This window comes from Nitrosomonas limosa, assembly GCF_054188085.1.
This window is the reverse complement of sequence record NZ_CM135180.1, coordinates 2,667,862-2,684,230: the sequence shown is the minus strand read 5'-3', so window position 1 is coordinate 2,684,230 and position 16,369 is coordinate 2,667,862. Positions and strand designations below refer to the sequence as shown.

Below are 16,369 nucleotides of genomic sequence, written 5' to 3'. Positions count from 1 at the left end.
AAATTACGGAACTCATGCGCGAACACTACCGCCAATGGCCGCATGAAAAACTGCCCGCGCTGAACGGCAAAACACCGCTGCAAGCCATCAAAACCGAAGATGGCCGTGAAATGGTCGAAGCGCTGCTGCGGGATTTCGAGTTAAGCAATGCAGATTCCAATTTACCGGTCGACTCATCCATTTTCGACGAACTGCGCGAGCGATTGGGCTTAAAGAAACGCTAAATCCGCATGCGTCATTCCGAATGCAGCGAGGAATCTTTAATAATCAACAAAATAGATTTCTCGCTCTTACTCAAAATGACACTTGCCCAACGTTTCTTCAAGAAAAATCAGAAAAACAAATTCACAGCCTCACGTTTTGAGCCTGTGACTCTGGATAATGCAAGGATGAGACCTTTGCACGGTGTCATGAGCGGTACGAGAATAAGGCAAAAATTTGCAAAAAAGCGGAGTTTACACGGGGTAAATGAGCATTTTTCGCGAATTTTTAACGCAATTAACATCCCCGCAAGAGACAACGCCGCCGTCTCGCAACTACTGGATCGCGGAGAAAAATTATCGGCTTTGATCGTAGGGTTGAAAAAAAGCAATAATCCGTGGGAACGGATTGAGGTGGAGGTGAGGTGGTGGACATGAATCATACATTTATCATGAACTTCCTGAAATCAAGATAAAAGGACCGCAACAAGATGGAACAATTGACCGATCTGAAAGCAATTCTGCATTCCAAGCGAGCCAATATTTACTATCTCGAAAAATGCCGTGTCATGCAGAAAGATGGCCGCGTTCTCTATTTAACAGAAGCCAAAGACGAGCAACTGTACTGGAATATCCCGATTGCCAATACCACGGTCATTTTATTAGGCACCGGCACTTCCATAACACAGGCGGCTGTGCGCATGCTGGCATCGGCTGGCGTCTTGATCGGTTTCAGCGGCGGCGGTGGCACGCCGCTATTGGCCGCCAGTGAAATTGAATGGCTCACGCCGCAGAGCGAATACAGGCCGACCGAATACGTGCAAGGATGGCTTTCATTCTGGTTTGATGAAGCGAAGCGACTGCAGGTTGCCAAACGCTTCCAGCTTATGCGCATCAATTACCTGCAAGACGTATGGCGCAAGGATAAGGATCTAAAAAATGAGAGCTTCTTTATCGACGACCAAGATGTTACACAAGCGTTTTCAGGTTTCTCAAACAAGGTTGAGCAAGCAAATAATGTCACCGAATTATTGCTGATCGAAGCGCAACTCACCAAAAACCTTTACAAAATCGCCGTCAGCCGCACCCTGCAAAAAGATTTCGTGCGCAATTACGACAGCACCGACAGCGCCAATGCTTTTCTGAATCACGGCAATTATTTAGCCTACGGATTAGCTGCGACTACACTTTGGGTACTGGGCATTCCGCATGGTTTTGCCGTGATGCACGGCAAAACCCGCCGAGGCGCATTGGTGTTCGACATTGCCGATCTCGTCAAAGACGCCATCGTCCTGCCTTGGGCTTTCGTTTGCGCCAAGGAAAAAATGAGCGAACAGGAATTCCGTCAGCAAATTCTGCAAAAATTTACCGAACACAAAGCCATGGATTTCATGTTCGAGCAAGTCAAGCAGCAAGCGCTGCGGGAATCACGACCATGATGGTCACCTTCATCAGCCAATGCGAGAAAAAAGCGCTCAATCGTACCCGCCGGGTATTGGATGCTTTCGCCAACCGTATCGGCGACAATACTTGGCAAACCGTGATCACGGAAGAAGGGTTGATCGCCGTCAAAACCCTGCTGCGCAAAACCGCAACCAAGAATACTGCCGTAGCCTGCCATTGGATCAGATCACGGAGCCGCAGCGAATTGGTTTGGATTGTGGGGAATCGCAGGCGGTTTAATGCACAGGGGATTGTTCCCGTGAATTCCACAGCTAAAAATCTGCTCAACAATCAATGGGAGAATAACTGGAGTTATTTGCCTGCTATCAAGGCATTGGTGGCTATTTCTGCTTTGTTGCACGATTGGGGTAAGGCAACCGCTTTGTTTCAAGCCAAGCTCAAATCCGGAACTGCCAAGGGCGATCCCTTACGCCATGAATGGATTTCATGCTTGTTATTAAATGCTTTGGTTCGACATGCGGGCGATAGCGATGAGGCTTGGTTAGGCTTATTGCAATCGGGTGAATTGGATGAGCAAGCTTTAAAAACAATTGTCACGCAGAATGCTACCAAACCCTTGGCGGATTTGCCGCCGATGGCGCAACTGATTGCCTGGTTGGTAGTTTCACATCACCGTTTGCCGCAGCTTCTGGATAAAACGGAACGTAACTTGCGTCAGGGCGAAGAAAAAAACACATTAAACACTTTGATGAAAAGTATCGCAGCAATGTGGGGTTATCAAAACAAATTCGACGAAACGGAGTATAAAAAACGCGTGGCCGATTGTTTTGAATTTCCCGATGGCTTGCTTTCTCAATCTCCGCAATGGCTCAAATACTTGAAAAAATGGTCAACCCGCTTATTGCAGACGCAGCCGCAAATTCAGCAATTACTCGACAATAGCGGTTACCGGTTGCTATTGCACCATGCGCGCTTGTGCTTGATGCTAGGTGATCATTATTACTCTTCCTGCCCGGCGAACAATGCTTGGCAAGGCTCTGTAACACTGTTTGCAAATACCGATGAAAATCGTAATTACAAGCAAAAACTCGACGAACATCTGGTGGGTGTTTGTGAACACGCACTGAGAATCAGTCAGACTCTATCGCGTTTTTCATCGGAAATGGAGTCAGCCTTCGATATTAAAGCTCTAAAGCAGAAAAGCCCTGTCGGATTTGAGTGGCAAGATAAAGCCGTTGAAAACATCAAGCAGTTCAAGATACAACACGCAGCTTTGCAAGAGCAAGTCTATGGCTGGTTTACTGTGAACATGGCCAGCACCGGATGCGGTAAAACCATTGCCAATGCCAAGATCATGCGCGCGCTGTCCGATGATGGTGAAAGCTTGCGTTACATTTTAGCTTTGGGTTTGCGTACATTGACACTGCAAACCGGTGACGAATACCGCTACCGAATTGGTTTGAAAAACGATGAATTGGCTGTTTTAATCGGCTCGGCAGCAGTTAAAGAGTTGCATGAGCGAGCACAGAAAGAGCATGAACCAAAACCGGCTTTTGAGGAATTAGGCGCGGAATCGTTGGAACAACTGTTAGAAGAAGATTTGGATTACGGCGATGCACCTACCGCAGAATTTCTTGATGTATTGTTTCCCAAAAAACAACCGAAGCTCGCCGAAAAACACAAAGCGTTTTTATATAAACCGGTACTGGCTTGTACCATCGACCATATCATTGCTGCCACCGAGACTTTCCGTGGCGGGAAATATATTCTGCCCTGCCTGAGGTTGCTGTCATCGGATTTAGTGATTGATGAGGTTGATGATTTTGACGGTGCCGATTTAGTCGCTATCGGTCGCCTAATTCATCTCGCCGGTATGCTCGGACGGAAAGTAATGATTTCCTCGGCCACTATTCCCCCAGCATTGGCTGAAGGTTTTTTTAATGCCTATCAGGCTGGATGGCAATTGCACGTCCATTTCAAGCAAGCAAGCCCCATAATTGCCTGTGCGTGGGTTGATGAATTCACTGCCCGCGTGGAGCGAGTCGATCAGAGTGATGCAGAGAAGCGTTGCAGCCAGTATCAGAGCCTGCACCGGCAATTTATCGATAAACGGGTAGCCAATTTGCAGCAACAAGTGGCTAAGCGCAAAGCTTTTATCGTACGTTGCGATGATCTGCTCGCAGAAAAAAATGATCAGTTGTCCCGGCAACAGCGCTATTTTGAAAAAATCCGCCAGACCATTTATCACCTTCACGGCAGCCATCATACGATTGATGAGAAAACCGCCAAGAAGGTGTCTTTTGGTGTTGTACGCACAGCAAATATTTCACCTTGTGTGGCGCTAACCCAATTTCTATTGCAAGCCGAATGGGAAGAAAACTGTACTCCCAGGATTATGGCCTATCACAGTCGACAGGTTTTGCTTTTGCGTCATGAACAGGAAAAGCACCTAGATAATGTATTAAAGCGTAAGGAGAAACCCGGCGAGATATCGGAAGGATTAAAAGATCCACTTATCCGGCATCACCTTGATAATACACATGCCGAGCATGTCATGTTTATCTTGGTAGCTACGCCAGTCGAAGAAGTTGGGCGGGACCACGATTTCGATTGGGCAATCATCGAGCCGTCTTCCTTCCGCTCCATCATTCAATTAGCCGGACGCGTGCGGCGACACCGGCAAGGCAGCGTCGAGCAGGCTAATATCGCTGTCATGCAATACAACCTGAGGGCATTGCGTCAGGATGACAGACCGGTTTATTGCCGCCCCGGCTACGAAACGGCGAAAACGTTACGGCTGGCTACGGCTGATCTTTGCCAGTTAGTCGATGAAACTGCTTTAAACCGTGTGGTTAATGCCATTCCCCGCATCCAGCAACCGGAATCCATGCAGCCCAAACAGCGTCTGGCCGATCTGGAACACCAGGCAATGCATCTGGTATTAACGCGATATGACCAAAAAGGCCCGCAATGCTTGCAAGCGTGGCTTAACGAATGTTGGTGGTTGACTGCCTTACCGCAACAACTGAACCGGTTTCGTGAGAGCGAGCCGGACATGAATTTGTATCTGGTTTGGCGAGACGGTAAAGCAGTGTTCTGTGAAAAGGACGAACGTGGCGAATTCATTCCTCGTCAATCAAGAAATGACATTACCAAACACGATGCAATGACAGAAACAATGCGTTCCAGGTTGTGGCTGGAAAGAGATTACCGGCAAGCATTGCTTGAACAAATTGGTACTGAAAGTCAATTTATTGATGACTTTGAGCAGTTAATCACAAAACAATCGGAGCGCTACGGAGAAATTACGTTTCCCAAACGCGATAACAATGATCGCAAGTGGTTTTATTCGGATCAACTGGGTTTGTTTCAATTGTAAAAAGCACAACACAATTAAACGGGAATATTATTATGAATCAAAATATTAAATCCTTTTTTGAAGAACGAAAAGCGAATTGGTTAAAAGCTCGAGTAAAAGCATCAATGAGCGATGAAGAGCAAGAAAATCTTATCGCGGAAGCAAATGAGAAATTTTTCCCGGCTACTTGGTTACCAGATGCAGCCAAACGTGCTGCTTGGTTATCGATAGTTAGTCACCCGGGAAAATTTAGTCATCCAAGTGCGAAAACAACTTCAATTATTGCAATAGGTAAACCAGGGCACGATGGCTATTTGCGGAGTGGTAATGTCGAGTATGAACTTGATGTGCTCGGTAACGCGGCTGCGATGGATGTATACAAATTCCTTAGCTTAACTATGGAAGATGGGGAAACCGTCTTACAACATTTAGAACGTGACAGTCCTGAAATTCAAGCTTTATTAGCTATACAGGTTGCCAGTTATGAAAGCCTTAGAGAAGGTTTTATGACTGTCAAACAAGTGGACGATAGGAACAAAACCGATCAACTGGTCAAGCAGGTTTACTTTCCAGTCGATGACACTTATCACTTGCTTTCTCTGATGACTCCTTCGGGTTTGCTAACAAAGCTAAAGACTAAAATCGATTATATGCGTTTCTCAGAAGCTACTCAGCAAGCCAAAGAGAATCGTAAAAGAAACGAGTTCCACGAACAGGGTTATGACGATTTGCTGGAGCTAACCGTTACTGCGTATGGCGGTACTAAGCCGCAAAATATCAGCGTTCTCAATAATCAAAATGCTGGGTTGGCCTATTTGCTGCCAAGCATTCCGCCTACTTTGCATCACCGCCAGATTCGACTCCCAACAAGCAACTTTTTCAGGAATAGTTTACGGTTGCGGCAGTTCCAGGAGAATTTCCAGACTCTGGATCGTCTCATCAAAAGCGGCATCAATAATAAATCGATTCGAGACGGTATTCACAACACGCTTAAATTTTTGATTGATCAGGTTATGCAACGCGCTTTCCAGATTCGGGCGACCGGTTCAGGTTGGTCGGAGGCGGAGCATTACCGGAATTTACCACTCGCTCAGCGGATATGGCTAGACGATGCCAAACTGGAACTGCGGCGGAATCAAAACGATTGGCTGAAGGAGGTTGTATCAGCTTTCGCGAAGTGGCTGTTGGATAGTTATGAATATCTGCACAAAGATACTCAAGTGAAACTAAGCGACGATGAGTTGCTTGAAGTGAAAAAACTCGTATTGGAGGCACTGGATAGTGACAAGGAGTTTTTCAAATGAACATGAGACGTTTTTTATTAATACCACATCTTAAAATCCACAACGCCAATGCCATGAGCAGTCCCTATACCATTGGCTTTCCGGCAATGACAGCCTGGCTGGGTGCGGTGCATGCCTTGCAGAGACATCTTCGCCAACAAAGCTTGAATGAGGTTGAATTGATCGGTGCCGCAGTAAGTTGTCATAAATTCGATTTGCAAACTTACAAAGGCTCGGGTGACTTCGTACATTCGATTGTCGCCACAGCTAATCCATTGGATAAAGACGGCAGTCGCCCTGCTTTCGTTGAAGAAGCGCGCTGTCATCTGGAAGTTTCTTTGCTAGTCGAATTTCATGGATTGGACAGTGACGATCATGATCGTTTTAAAAATTTAGTTGATACTCAGCTGCAGCGTATGAAATGGGCAAGTGGTGACGTATTGGCCGTCAAACCGATCGAAGTCCTGCCGGTGGATGAAGATGACGAGCACGAAATAAAAAAATTGCTCAATCGCTTGATGCTTGGGCATGTGCTGGTCGAACGCCGCGATCTGATGCGGAAAACTATGCAAGAAGAAAACAAAGATGCTCTGGATACATTACTCGATCACTTAAAGGTCATGCATCGCAGTACTCAGGACGAGAACGGCAAAGCCACCTGGAGCAGTCAACGCAAAATACCGGGTTGGTTAGTACCGATTGCCGTCGGCTTTCAGGGTATTTCCGAGCTTGGCATAGCCAGAAATCAACGTGACCGCAATACACCGCATCGTTTTGCTGAAAGCGTAATCACATTGGGCGAATTCAAGATGCCTTATCGCATTACCAAACTGGACGACATGCTTTGGCAATATCGTGTTGTACCTGAACAAAATTTGTATCTTTGCCAAACCTTATCATCAACCTATGGAGACTGAACATGGCTGTTAAGAACGACGCAACCGTATTGGCTTTTGAAAAGAAACTGGTACCTTCGGATGGCTATCTGTATGGCACAACATGGAATGAACGCCATCAGAGGGATAAAGCGACTGCATTGAAGCTGAATGAGAAATCCGTGCGCGGCACGATCTCCAATCGATTAAAACCGGCGCAACAAAATGATCCACTAAAACTTAATGCAGAAGTTGAAAAACCTAATTTGCAAACCGTTGATGCCTGCGCTTTGAGTGAGAATCAAGATACCTTGAAGCTGCATTTCACTCTAAAAATTCTTGGAGGAGTAGAAAAACCATCCGCCAGTAACGGCCCTAAGTTCAATGAATCCTATCCGAAAGTTGCGCAAACTTACATCGAACATGAAGGTTTTAAAGAATTATCCAGGCGTTATGCCACTAACATTGCTAATGGGCGGTATTTATGGCGCAACCGGGTAGGCGCGGAAAAAATCGAGGTAATTGCCGATACCGGAGACGGTCAGGCATTCACCTTTAACGCCAGAGATTTTGCGCTAAATCGCTTCGATTCAAGTAATCCGGATTTACAGGCACTCGCAAATAAAATTGCCGAGGCATTATGCGGACGCTTGCCTTATTTGCTCATTAGCATCGAAGCTTATGCATTGCTCGGAAAAGCGCAGGAAGTTTATCCCAGTGAAGAACTGGTTTTAGACAAAGGCAAAGGTAACAAAAGCAAAATCCTGTATGAAGTTAATGGCGTGGCGGCAATGCATTCTCAAAAAATAGGCAATGCTTTGCGCACAATCGATACCTGGTATCCCGGTTATGCCAGTTTGGAAATTGGTATTGGGCCAATCGCTATCGAACCTTACGGAGCAGTCACAAACCTTGGAAAAGCTTTCCGGACACCTAAAGATAAAGCTGATTTCTATACTTTATTCGACAGCTTTGCATTGGGTGAATCGCTTGCCGATAAAACTCAGCAACATTACGTCATGGCTGTTCTGGTACGCGGCGGGGTTTTTGGCCAGAGTGGCAAGGAATAGGTTATGAGGTACTATCAGGAAATTACTTTAATTCCCAATGCCGATATCAATCGGCATTTTCTCTGGTCCAAAACCTTCCAGCAAATCCACCTTGGGTTAGTTGAAACACAAGATGCACAAAATCGCGTGCCGATTGGTCTATCGTTTCCCGAATACAAGATGGGTGAAAAATTCAGTGTCCTGGGCAGCAAGCTTCGTTTGTTTGCTCCAGACGAAACTGCGCTGACACAGTTTGATGTCGCCAGCCGATTAAGCTGCCTGAGCGATTACGTGCATTGTACTGGTATCCGCCCGGTACCAAGTACAGTCAAAGGTTATGCGGTTTATCAGCGCGAACAACACAAAACTGGCCGGGAACGTTTAGCCCGGCGTTATGCGAAACGGCACAACCTAGATTTTGAAGCCGCGTTCACTGGCAAAGTTGAATTGTGTGCAAAGTACGATAATGTAGCCGAATGTCAACGAATGTTGATGAGCTACAGCGAAATGCCGCACAAAACCATCACCACACCGTTTATCCGGCTAAAAAGTTTAAGTAGCGGCAATACGTTCTGCTTGTGGATCAAAAAAAGGGAAATAGAAAACAGCGTTAGCGGAATTTTTACCACCTATGGTCTCAGCTCTGCTGCATCCGTACCCGAATTTTGACCCATTTTTTTGATGATCTTTAACAATTCAAATAAATCAGCCAGTTGCGATGCAGGTATTTACAGGATGGTTATTGATTAGGAAACATCTTATATACTGCACCACGACTGGCTTTAAGTTTTTTTATCGTTAGTTCGCTGCCGCACAGGCAGCTTAGAAATTGTGGTACCTGCTTGGCCGGTTCTTTCTCTTGTTCGCTGCCGCACAGGCAGCTTAGAAAATGATGCAACTTGATTACAAAAACTACCGCGCAGTTCGCTGCCGCACAGGCAGCTTAGAAAGTCAGAATCCCAATACAATTCTCTTTTGTATGGTTCGCTGCCGCACAGGCAGCTTAGAAAAAACGATCCGGTTAAGCGGTCCGCATATTGGAGTTCGCTGCCGCACAGGCAGCTTAGAAAGAATGGGGCCGCCGCATGATCGGCGAAAACATGTTCGCTGCCGCACAGGCAGCTTAGAAATGGGAAGTATGCGGCATTGACTGAGCGGAGCAGTTCGCTGCCGCACAGGCAGCTTAGAAAACCAACAACTAACCAGGACATTATCAACCATGGTTCGCTGCCGCACAGGCAGCTTAGAAATATGCAAAAGCCTGTGCATATCGTTCCGATGTGTTCGCTGCCGCACAGGCAGCTTAGAAAGACAACGGCTCTGGTAAAACAATCCGGATCTGGTTCGCTGCCGCACAGGCAGCTTAGAAAGATTCATTAACGCCGCAATTCATTCAGTATAAGTTCGCTGCCGCACAGGCAGCTTAGAAATGAAAACAGTGACGAATGGCGTCTTTTAAATGATTCGCTGCCGCACAGGCAGCTTAGAAAACAAGATCAGGCTGCTGCACAAACGGCGAAAAGTTCGCTGCCGCACAGGCAGCTTAGAAACCAAGCACCGCCGGACCTGAAACGATCTGATAGTTCGCTGCCGCACAGGCAGCTTAGAAAATGATCCGCACTGCAGGCATTCAGCTTTGTAGGTTCGCTGCCGCACAGGCAGCTTAGAAAGTAACGCCAATTTGAAAGCGAAACAGATGGAAGTTCGCTGCCGCACAGGCAGCTTAGAAAGCGACGGGACCGGCATTAAGCAACTGGCGGAGGTTCGCTGCCGCACAGGCAGCTTAGAAAATTGACTAATTAAAGATGCGTGAACATTTAAGGTTCGCTGCCGCACAGGCAGCTTAGAAAGCGACGCCATTGCGTTGGTGTAATTCCCCATGGTTCGCTGCCGCACAGGCAGCTTAGAAAAATAAAGGCTCCTATGCCTGCTATTATTATCTGTTCGCTGCCGCACAGGCAGCTTAGAAATGGCAGGTATGATATGCCGCCACCAAGCCGATGTTCGCTGCCGCACAGGCAGCTTAGAAAGCGAAGAAGGGTCTGAATTATGGGTTACATGGGTTCGCTGCCGCACAGGCAGCTTAGAAAAAAAGCCAGCGGGCCGGTAGCGGAACGCTTCAGTTCGCTGCCGCACAGGCAGCTTAGAAATTTTCAAGCACCAAGATCTTAGCTTTTCTCATGTTCGCTGCCGCACAGGCAGCTTAGAAAAAGGGCAAAGAAAAATGGCGGTGGTTGGGATAGTTCGCTGCCGCACAGGCAGCTTAGAAAAAGTAAGAATACCTAGTGTTTGTTCCAGGGATGTTCGCTGCCGCACAGGCAGCTTAGAAATTTAACGCATCAGACAGCCATTCTTCGACCGCGTTCGCTGCCGCACAGGCAGCTTAGAAACGTTCGGCGTGCCGGAACAGTGAATGACGATAGTTCGCTGCCGCACAGGCAGCTTAGAAAAGCAACGCGCCGATCTTGCGGATCAGCGGAGCGTTCGCTGCCGCACAGGCAGCTTAGAAAATCTGCCTGATCGGCACGGATCAATTTACCAGGTTCGCTGCCGCACAGGCAGCTTAGAAAAACTACAGGGCTGGTATGTTATTGGCTTGGCGGTTCGCTGCCGCACAGGCAGCTTAGAAAAGCTACATATCTTTTTATTGAAATTGTGTTTTGTTCGCTGCCGCACAGGCAGCTTAGAAAAGTCTGTGAGTTTCATCCCGCGTGATTGCGCGGTTCGCTGCCGCACAGGCAGCTTAGAAAGTTAGCACGATTATCCATTTTTACCTGCCAGAGTTCGCTGCCGCACAAGCAGCTTAGAAAAAACGAATCAACGCAAACTGAGAGTCAATACAGTTCGCTGCCGCACAGGCGGCTTAGAAAGTACGAGCGCAGTAAAACGGGCGCGATCGGCTGTTCGCTGCCGCACAGGCAGCTTAGAAACACCGGCGACAAGATAACCGACCTGTACGCCTGTTCGCTGCCGCACAGGCAGCATAAATAACACTGCATTTAACCGAGCAAGATTATTGATTCGCAGGTTATAAATCTTTCAATAACCAGGCAATGTTGATTTGTTGAACTTGAGTAACCGTATCTTAACTCCTGACCTCCGGCTTCTTTCCATAGCCATAACATAATGTTACAGTCGGCATGACAAATACTCAGCCAAAGAGTGAATTATGAGAATAACGATACGGATTGATGATAGTTATGCGCAAAAAATCAAAGTCATCCAACAGAAAACACAGCTTAAAACTACAAATATCATCAGACAGGCCATCGATCTGATGTATGAAAAAGTGAAATCAAACGCAAAGGAAAAAAACAGAGAACTGCTGGCTAAACTGGCGGGAATCGGTCATGGACCGAAAGATCTATCGATTAATTATAAAAAATATCTCGACCAGGACTGGAAAGAGAAGCATGGTATTAAATGATACTGGATTCTGGTTTGCATTTTTTAACGCGCGTTCCCCACACCCGTGGGGATGAATTGTTTAACGTGGACGAATAGCGTAATGAATCATACCGCACACGCCAAGAAATGCCCGCTCGACAGCTTCCATTTCGCTATCGTCGAGAGTGGCTAGCGGCCCTTCTTCAAAGCGGGAACGATCCAGGGTTCGCGGTTGATCGACGATGATCTGGCAATCCTTCAGCAAGCGGTGGCGGGCGGTGACGGTGATGCGCCATTGTTTGAAAGCGGGATAAACTTGCGTTGTCAGCGGCAGGATGATGATCATCGGTGTGCCGATCGCGGTCAGTGCGTTATCCTGAAAAACCAGAACCGGACGGATTTTGCCGGCTTCCTGACCGCGCGGCGGATTCAGATTGGCGACCCAGATTTCGCCACGGCGGATTACTTCCACCATTTTCCGGAAGATCCGGTTGCTGGTAAATCGCCGGATATCCGGTCTTCGGTATTCTCCAGCATGTCGTTCTCGATAGGCAGAAACTCTTCGGAAATGATCCGCGCTTCTTGCCGGATGCTTTCGTTTGAGTATGCTGCGCGGGCTTCTTCCAGGAGTTGATCCATGAAACGTTTTTTCTCGATTTCCAATAGATACCAGTTCAATGCATCGCGAGCGATTTCGGAACGGGTTTTATTTTCGCGTTCGGCTTCTTCCGAAAGCCGCTGTTCAATCTGCTCGGTCAGCCGGATGTTGAGCGTCGTCATATTGTAACTCCCGATAACTTGGATAAATTTCACAAATTGTAATACATAATGTATCAAATCCTCAACACACTTTATATCATGACACCCAATGCCTACGCGCACTTGGAAAACGATACCGTGCGTATCGACGTGGAGCGGCAAAAGAAACTCCAAGTGCCGCTGCATCATTTGGGCACGCTCGTTTGTTTTGGCAATGTCATGATTTCCCCGGCGCTAATGCATCGCTGCGCCGACGACGGCATCGGTTTGGTGTTACTCGATGGCAATGGGCGATTCAAAGCGCGGCTGGAAGGCGCGGTCAGCGGTAATATTTTGCTGCGTCAGGCGCAGCATCGCTTGGCTGCGGATACGTCGTTTGCCGTTGCGGTTGCGAAAGCGGCAATAGCCGGGAAGCTGCGCAATTCCCGCCAGGTATTGCTACGCGGCGCGCGCGAAACAAACGATGAGCAGGATCAAAAAATACTCAGCCAAGCCGCCGATGCATTGGCCGGTTCCATACGCAATCTGGCGGTGGCGGCGGATCTGGACGTGGTGCGCGGCATTGAAGGCGACGCCGCCAAAGTGTATTTCTCCGCATTGCCCAATTTGGTGCGGCGTAATGTCCGCGAATATTTCACCATGGACGGACGCACGCGCAGACCGCCGCGCGACCGTTTCAATGCGCTGCTGTCGTTTCTCTATTCGATGGTGATGAACGATTGCCGCTCGGCCATTGAAAGCGTCGGACTTGATCCGCAATTGGGTTTTCTGCACGCAGTGCGCCCAGGCAGAGCGGCATTGGCGCTCGACTTGATGGAAGAATTCCGGTCGATTTTGGCTGATCGGCTGGCGCTCACGCTGGTCAACCGCGGCCAGATCACCGAGCGCAATTTGCAGATACGCGAAGGCGGCGCGGTGTATCTGGAGGATGATTCGCGGAAAATCGTTGTAGCCGCTTACCAGGAACGCAAGCAGGAAGAAATCAATCACCCGTTGCTGGATACCAAAGTGCCGTTCGGGCTATTGCCGCAACTGCAAGCGCGCTTCATGGCGCGCGCCATTCGCGGCGACATGGAAGCGTATATTCCCTTTCTGGTGAAATGACCATGCTGATTATCGTCACCTACGATGTTTCAACCGAAACCAAGGAAGGCCGCAGAAGATTGCGGCGCGTTGCCAAAATCTGCGAAGGTATCGGGCAGCGCGTGCAAAAATCGGTATTCGAGTGTAAAGTCAGTTTGATGCAGTATGAAGATTTGGAACGCAGATTACTGGCCGAAATAGACGAAAAGGAAGACAACCTGCGGCTATATCGTTTGACGGAACCCGTCGATCTGCACGTCAAGGAATATGGAAAATTCAAAGCCGTCGATTTCGATGGATCGCTCATCATCTAACATCCGCGAGTCACAAGCAACGGCAAAATACCGGCCAGTTCGCGCAAAGAATAACCTCATGAAAAATCGTAACTTCCTGAAAACCTTGTTCGCAATCACATCCCAAAATCATTCCCCAAACCCCCAGTTCGCGCGTGAACAAAAAATTTCTTTGTTGTATGATCGGGTTGCAGTTGTACTGTAGCGCCCGGCCCCAAAGCCGGGCGAGGATTGAAACTCCGATATCGGCGCGATACAGCGTAGCCGCTGCGGTAGCGCCCGGCCCCAAAGCCGGGCGAGGATTGAAACTTTCATGCCGTGCGGGTACTCTTTGCACTGAAAATGTAGCGCCCGGCCCCAAAGCCGGGCGAGGATTGAAACATTGGCGGCGTGCAGATGGGAGCTGAAAATTTGCGTAGCGCCCGGCCCCAAAGCCGGGCGAGGATTGAAACTTCCACTTCCTGCACCCCGGCAAGCTGCACTTTTGTAGCGCCCGGCCCCAAAGCCGGGCGAGGATTAAAACCTAGCTTCGGTTCTTCGATCTACTTTTAATCGCCAGAACATAATGTTATAGTCTGTCCGACAATCAGTCAGACGAGGAGCGAATGATGAGAATAACGGTGCGGATTGATGACAGTTATGAGCAAAAAATCAAAGTCATTCAACAGAGAACACACCTCAATACCACGGACGTCATTAAACAGGCCATTGATTTGAGGTATGAGAAGGCGGAATTGAGCGCAAAGGAAAAAAACCAGAAGTTAATAGAAATGTTGGCGGGTACGGCTAAAGGTCCGGAAGATTTATCGACTACTTAGTCGCCCCTGAAAAAGTATCAGACAACAGTTGTTGTTCTGGAAAAGCCGCCCGAGGAAACGGCTACCTATCAAAATGCATACCCTTGTAGTTTAAATTTCCATCAAGGAATCCGTTCTCGCCACGGGAAAAAGAGCCAAAAAATGGCCAGCAACCATTGTTTCAGATTCCAGGCGCAAGCAGCCATCAGCAGGTTGATGCGATCACCGACAGCGCCTTTCAGATAGTTCCTTGCCATTCGATAATCCGACTTCAGGTGACCGATAATGGGTTCAATCGCGGCGCGCCTCCTGCACTGTTTTCGCTTCTTGTCTTTCTGGTACCGGGTATCCTTCTTGAGCGCCTTTCCGGGCAAAATGATCTGGGTTCCATTGACTTCACGTTTGCCGCGGTAGCCGCGATCGCATACGGCCTGCCTGGCAGCTTTCCCTCGCGAAATCTCAACATGTCGCAATATCTCCGGTAATGTATGGCTGTCATGCAGATTCTGTTCGTGACTGACAACCCCGACAATCAGATTGCCTTTTGCGGTACTGGCTATCGATGCCTTGCTGCCGTATTCATATTGTTTGTGGTCTTTTCCCTTGGCGACACAGTACACTTGCGGTTCGTGCAATGAGTAGATCTTGTTTTTATCGTTTTGTTGCTGCCGTAATACTCCCTCATACCGTAGAAAATCCTTTTGGTAGCATTCAAACAAACAGTATTGCGGCAGTTCTCTCCTGAGCTCCCGCATCAGAATACCTGCAATGGTTCTGAGTCGCTTCAACGCTCGTTTCGCTTTCGCTCTTTTCTTCACATGCCGGTAGTGCCGGATATCCAGGCGCAGTGACTTCACTTCTTTGACAAAAGTACGCCGCTGTAAAATACCATGGGATTTGGCAATCTTGTTGAGGCGATTGATAATTTTGATCGCCAGTTTGCTATCCGTTGGGTACGTGATGTTCTTCTCATGCACGGTCGTGTCAATATGAATGACGTCTTCCAGCGCCGATTCCCCATGCAAACCAACGCTCATCCGGAAAATCCGCTCTACGCCTTCCGCGCCTATGCGCTTACGAAAATGTACCAGCTCCGTGCTATGACAAGGCAACTTCTGCTGGAACTCTTTCATGCCGCAAAAAGCCTGGTAATAAGGATTACGCTTCCACTGCAGTACTATCGATTCGTCACTCAAATTCTCTAACTGTTTTAGAATCAATAACCCAACCATCAAACGGATCGGCTTACTCGGTGCTCCTGTCGCTGCTGTGTAATGAACCGAAAATGATTCCTCAAATCCTTGCCACGGTATCGCTGATGCAAGCTTCAGCAATGGATCACCGGGATCAAGCTGCATCAGTAAATCTGTTCCAAACAGATTCGGTTGATGAATCGTACTGCTATTTCTTAGCATTTTTAATCACCATTTCGACCAGAAATACAGCACTATTTTAACATTCCAGGTCGTTATGATCACTAATGAACAGTGTATTTATAACTAATATCAAGTGCTTAGGAATATTTCAGGACCGACTAACTACCTGGCCTGTCATTACTGAAACCAGTTATTTGTTAGGTAAACGCCTGGGGGTAACGTGGAAAAATTGAGTCTGCGGTTTACTGTGCGCATGACGAATAACGACCGTTACCCGGTCAATTTTTGGGATGAATCTTTCCGGTTGTTGATTGACGGCGCACCCATCGCGCCGGTGAGCGGGTTGAACAAGCTGCTGCACAGCCGCAGCGCTGAAGAGGGAGAGATCGAGTTTGTCATTCCGGTAACCGCTCGATCTGCCGTTCTAAAAATCGAGCATTTGAACGAATCGACCGAGATCCCCATCAACCTCCCGGCCCAGCCGCCCGTCGCGGAACCATAGCGA

The 16,369-nt window shown here is 48.0% G+C and carries 15 protein-coding genes, 1 pseudogene and 2 CRISPR repeat arrays; of the genes and pseudogenes, 13 read left to right on the top strand and 3 right to left on the bottom strand.

The window, feature by feature from the left end; translation table 11 throughout:
• Window positions 1-14: 14 nt before the first annotated feature.
• The 9 genes from ACV7NC_RS12455 (at window position 15) to ACV7NC_RS12415 (ending at window position 11,596) form a co-directional block, all read left to right on the top strand.
• Window positions 15-224: an MbcA/ParS/Xre antitoxin family protein gene (locus ACV7NC_RS12455; protein ID WP_458152905.1), complete on the top strand. Its 210-nt coding sequence runs from the start codon at window positions 15-17 to the stop codon at window positions 222-224.
• Between the two features lie 6 nt (window positions 225-230).
• Window positions 231-638 (top strand): hypothetical protein, encoded by a 408-nt coding sequence (locus ACV7NC_RS12450; RefSeq protein WP_458152903.1) that lies wholly within the window; start codon window positions 231-233, stop codon window positions 636-638.
• A 53-nt stretch (window positions 639-691) separates the two neighbouring features.
• Window positions 692-1,639, top strand: coding sequence for a type I-F CRISPR-associated endonuclease Cas1f (cas1f, locus tag ACV7NC_RS12445; protein WP_458152902.1), 948 nt, complete (start codon window positions 692-694; stop codon window positions 1,637-1,639).
• Window positions 1,636-4,983, top strand: a complete 3,348-nt coding sequence (gene cas3f / locus ACV7NC_RS12440; protein WP_458152901.1) for a type I-F CRISPR-associated helicase Cas3f — start codon at window positions 1,636-1,638, stop codon at window positions 4,981-4,983. The genes cas1f and cas3f overlap by 4 nt, the downstream gene beginning before the upstream one ends.
• 32 nt (window positions 4,984-5,015) lie before the next feature.
• Window positions 5,016-6,266 (top strand): type I-F CRISPR-associated protein Csy1, encoded by a 1,251-nt coding sequence (gene csy1, locus ACV7NC_RS12435; protein ID WP_458152900.1) that lies wholly within the window; start codon window positions 5,016-5,018, stop codon window positions 6,264-6,266.
• The gene (csy2, locus tag ACV7NC_RS12430) at window positions 6,263-7,162 is read left to right on the top strand and encodes a type I-F CRISPR-associated protein Csy2 (protein WP_458152899.1); all 900 of its coding nucleotides are present in this window, start codon (window positions 6,263-6,265) and stop codon (window positions 7,160-7,162) included. The genes csy1 and csy2 overlap by 4 nt, the downstream gene beginning before the upstream one ends.
• A gap of 2 nt (window positions 7,163-7,164) precedes the next feature.
• Entirely contained in the window at window positions 7,165-8,190 is a 1,026-nt protein-coding gene (gene csy3, locus ACV7NC_RS12425) for a type I-F CRISPR-associated protein Csy3 (RefSeq protein ID WP_458152897.1), read from the top strand.
• A 3-nt stretch (window positions 8,191-8,193) separates the two neighbouring features.
• Window positions 8,194-8,838, top strand: coding sequence for a type I-F CRISPR-associated endoribonuclease Cas6/Csy4 (gene cas6f / locus ACV7NC_RS12420; protein ID WP_458152896.1), 645 nt, complete (start codon window positions 8,194-8,196; stop codon window positions 8,836-8,838).
• Between the two features lie 132 nt (window positions 8,839-8,970).
• Window positions 8,971-11,159: direct repeats of the CRISPR family, unit length 28 nt; unit sequence GTTCGCTGCCGCACAGGCAGCTTAGAAA.
• Window positions 11,160-11,338: 179 nt separating this feature from the next.
• A complete protein-coding gene (locus ACV7NC_RS12415) occupies window positions 11,339-11,596 on the top strand; it encodes a ribbon-helix-helix domain-containing protein (RefSeq protein ID WP_458152894.1) in 258 nt (85 codons plus the stop codon).
• Window positions 11,597-11,656: 60 nt separating this feature from the next.
• Here the strand turns inward: ACV7NC_RS12415 and ACV7NC_RS12410 are convergent, their stop codons facing one another.
• The gene (locus tag ACV7NC_RS12410; protein ID WP_458152893.1) at window positions 11,657-12,031 is read right to left on the bottom strand and encodes a type II toxin-antitoxin system PemK/MazF family toxin; all 375 of its coding nucleotides are present in this window, start codon (window positions 12,029-12,031) and stop codon (window positions 11,657-11,659) included.
• Window positions 12,019-12,336 carry a hypothetical protein gene (locus tag ACV7NC_RS12405; RefSeq protein WP_458152892.1) on the bottom strand — a complete coding sequence of 106 codons (318 nt, stop codon included), beginning with the start codon at window positions 12,334-12,336 and terminating at the stop codon, window positions 12,019-12,021. Before ACV7NC_RS12405 ends, ACV7NC_RS12410 begins: the two co-directional genes overlap by 13 nt.
• 48 nt (window positions 12,337-12,384) lie before the next feature.
• Here ACV7NC_RS12405 and cas1c point away from each other — a divergent pair, with 48 nt between their 5' ends.
• The 3 genes from cas1c (at window position 12,385) to ACV7NC_RS12390 (ending at window position 14,509) form a co-directional block, all read left to right on the top strand.
• Complete coding sequence (cas1c, locus tag ACV7NC_RS12400) at window positions 12,385-13,419, top strand: type I-C CRISPR-associated endonuclease Cas1c (protein WP_458152891.1); 1,035 nt, start codon at window positions 12,385-12,387, stop codon at window positions 13,417-13,419.
• Between the two features lie 2 nt (window positions 13,420-13,421).
• On the top strand, window positions 13,422-13,712 hold the full coding sequence (gene cas2, locus ACV7NC_RS12395) for a CRISPR-associated endonuclease Cas2 (protein WP_292918399.1): 291 nt from the start codon (window positions 13,422-13,424) through the stop codon (window positions 13,710-13,712).
• A gap of 180 nt (window positions 13,713-13,892) precedes the next feature.
• A CRISPR array of direct repeats spans window positions 13,893-14,214; the repeat unit is 37 nt; unit sequence GTAGCGCCCGGCCCCAAAGCCGGGCGAGGATTGAAAC.
• Between the two features lie 82 nt (window positions 14,215-14,296).
• Entirely contained in the window at window positions 14,297-14,509 is a 213-nt protein-coding gene (locus ACV7NC_RS12390; RefSeq protein WP_458152890.1) for a hypothetical protein, read from the top strand.
• On the opposite strand, the pseudogene ACV7NC_RS12385 reads toward ACV7NC_RS12390, so the two are convergent.
• A pseudogene (locus ACV7NC_RS12385) lies at window positions 14,502-15,903 on the bottom strand (IS5 family transposase). The gene ACV7NC_RS12390 and the pseudogene ACV7NC_RS12385 overlap by 8 nt on opposite strands.
• Before the next feature lie 214 nt (window positions 15,904-16,117).
• On the opposite strand from ACV7NC_RS12385, the gene ACV7NC_RS12380 reads away from it, so the two are divergent.
• Window positions 16,118-16,366 carry a hypothetical protein gene (locus ACV7NC_RS12380; protein WP_458152889.1) on the top strand — a complete coding sequence of 83 codons (249 nt, stop codon included), beginning with the start codon at window positions 16,118-16,120 and terminating at the stop codon, window positions 16,364-16,366.
• Window positions 16,367-16,369: the final 3 nt, after the last annotated feature.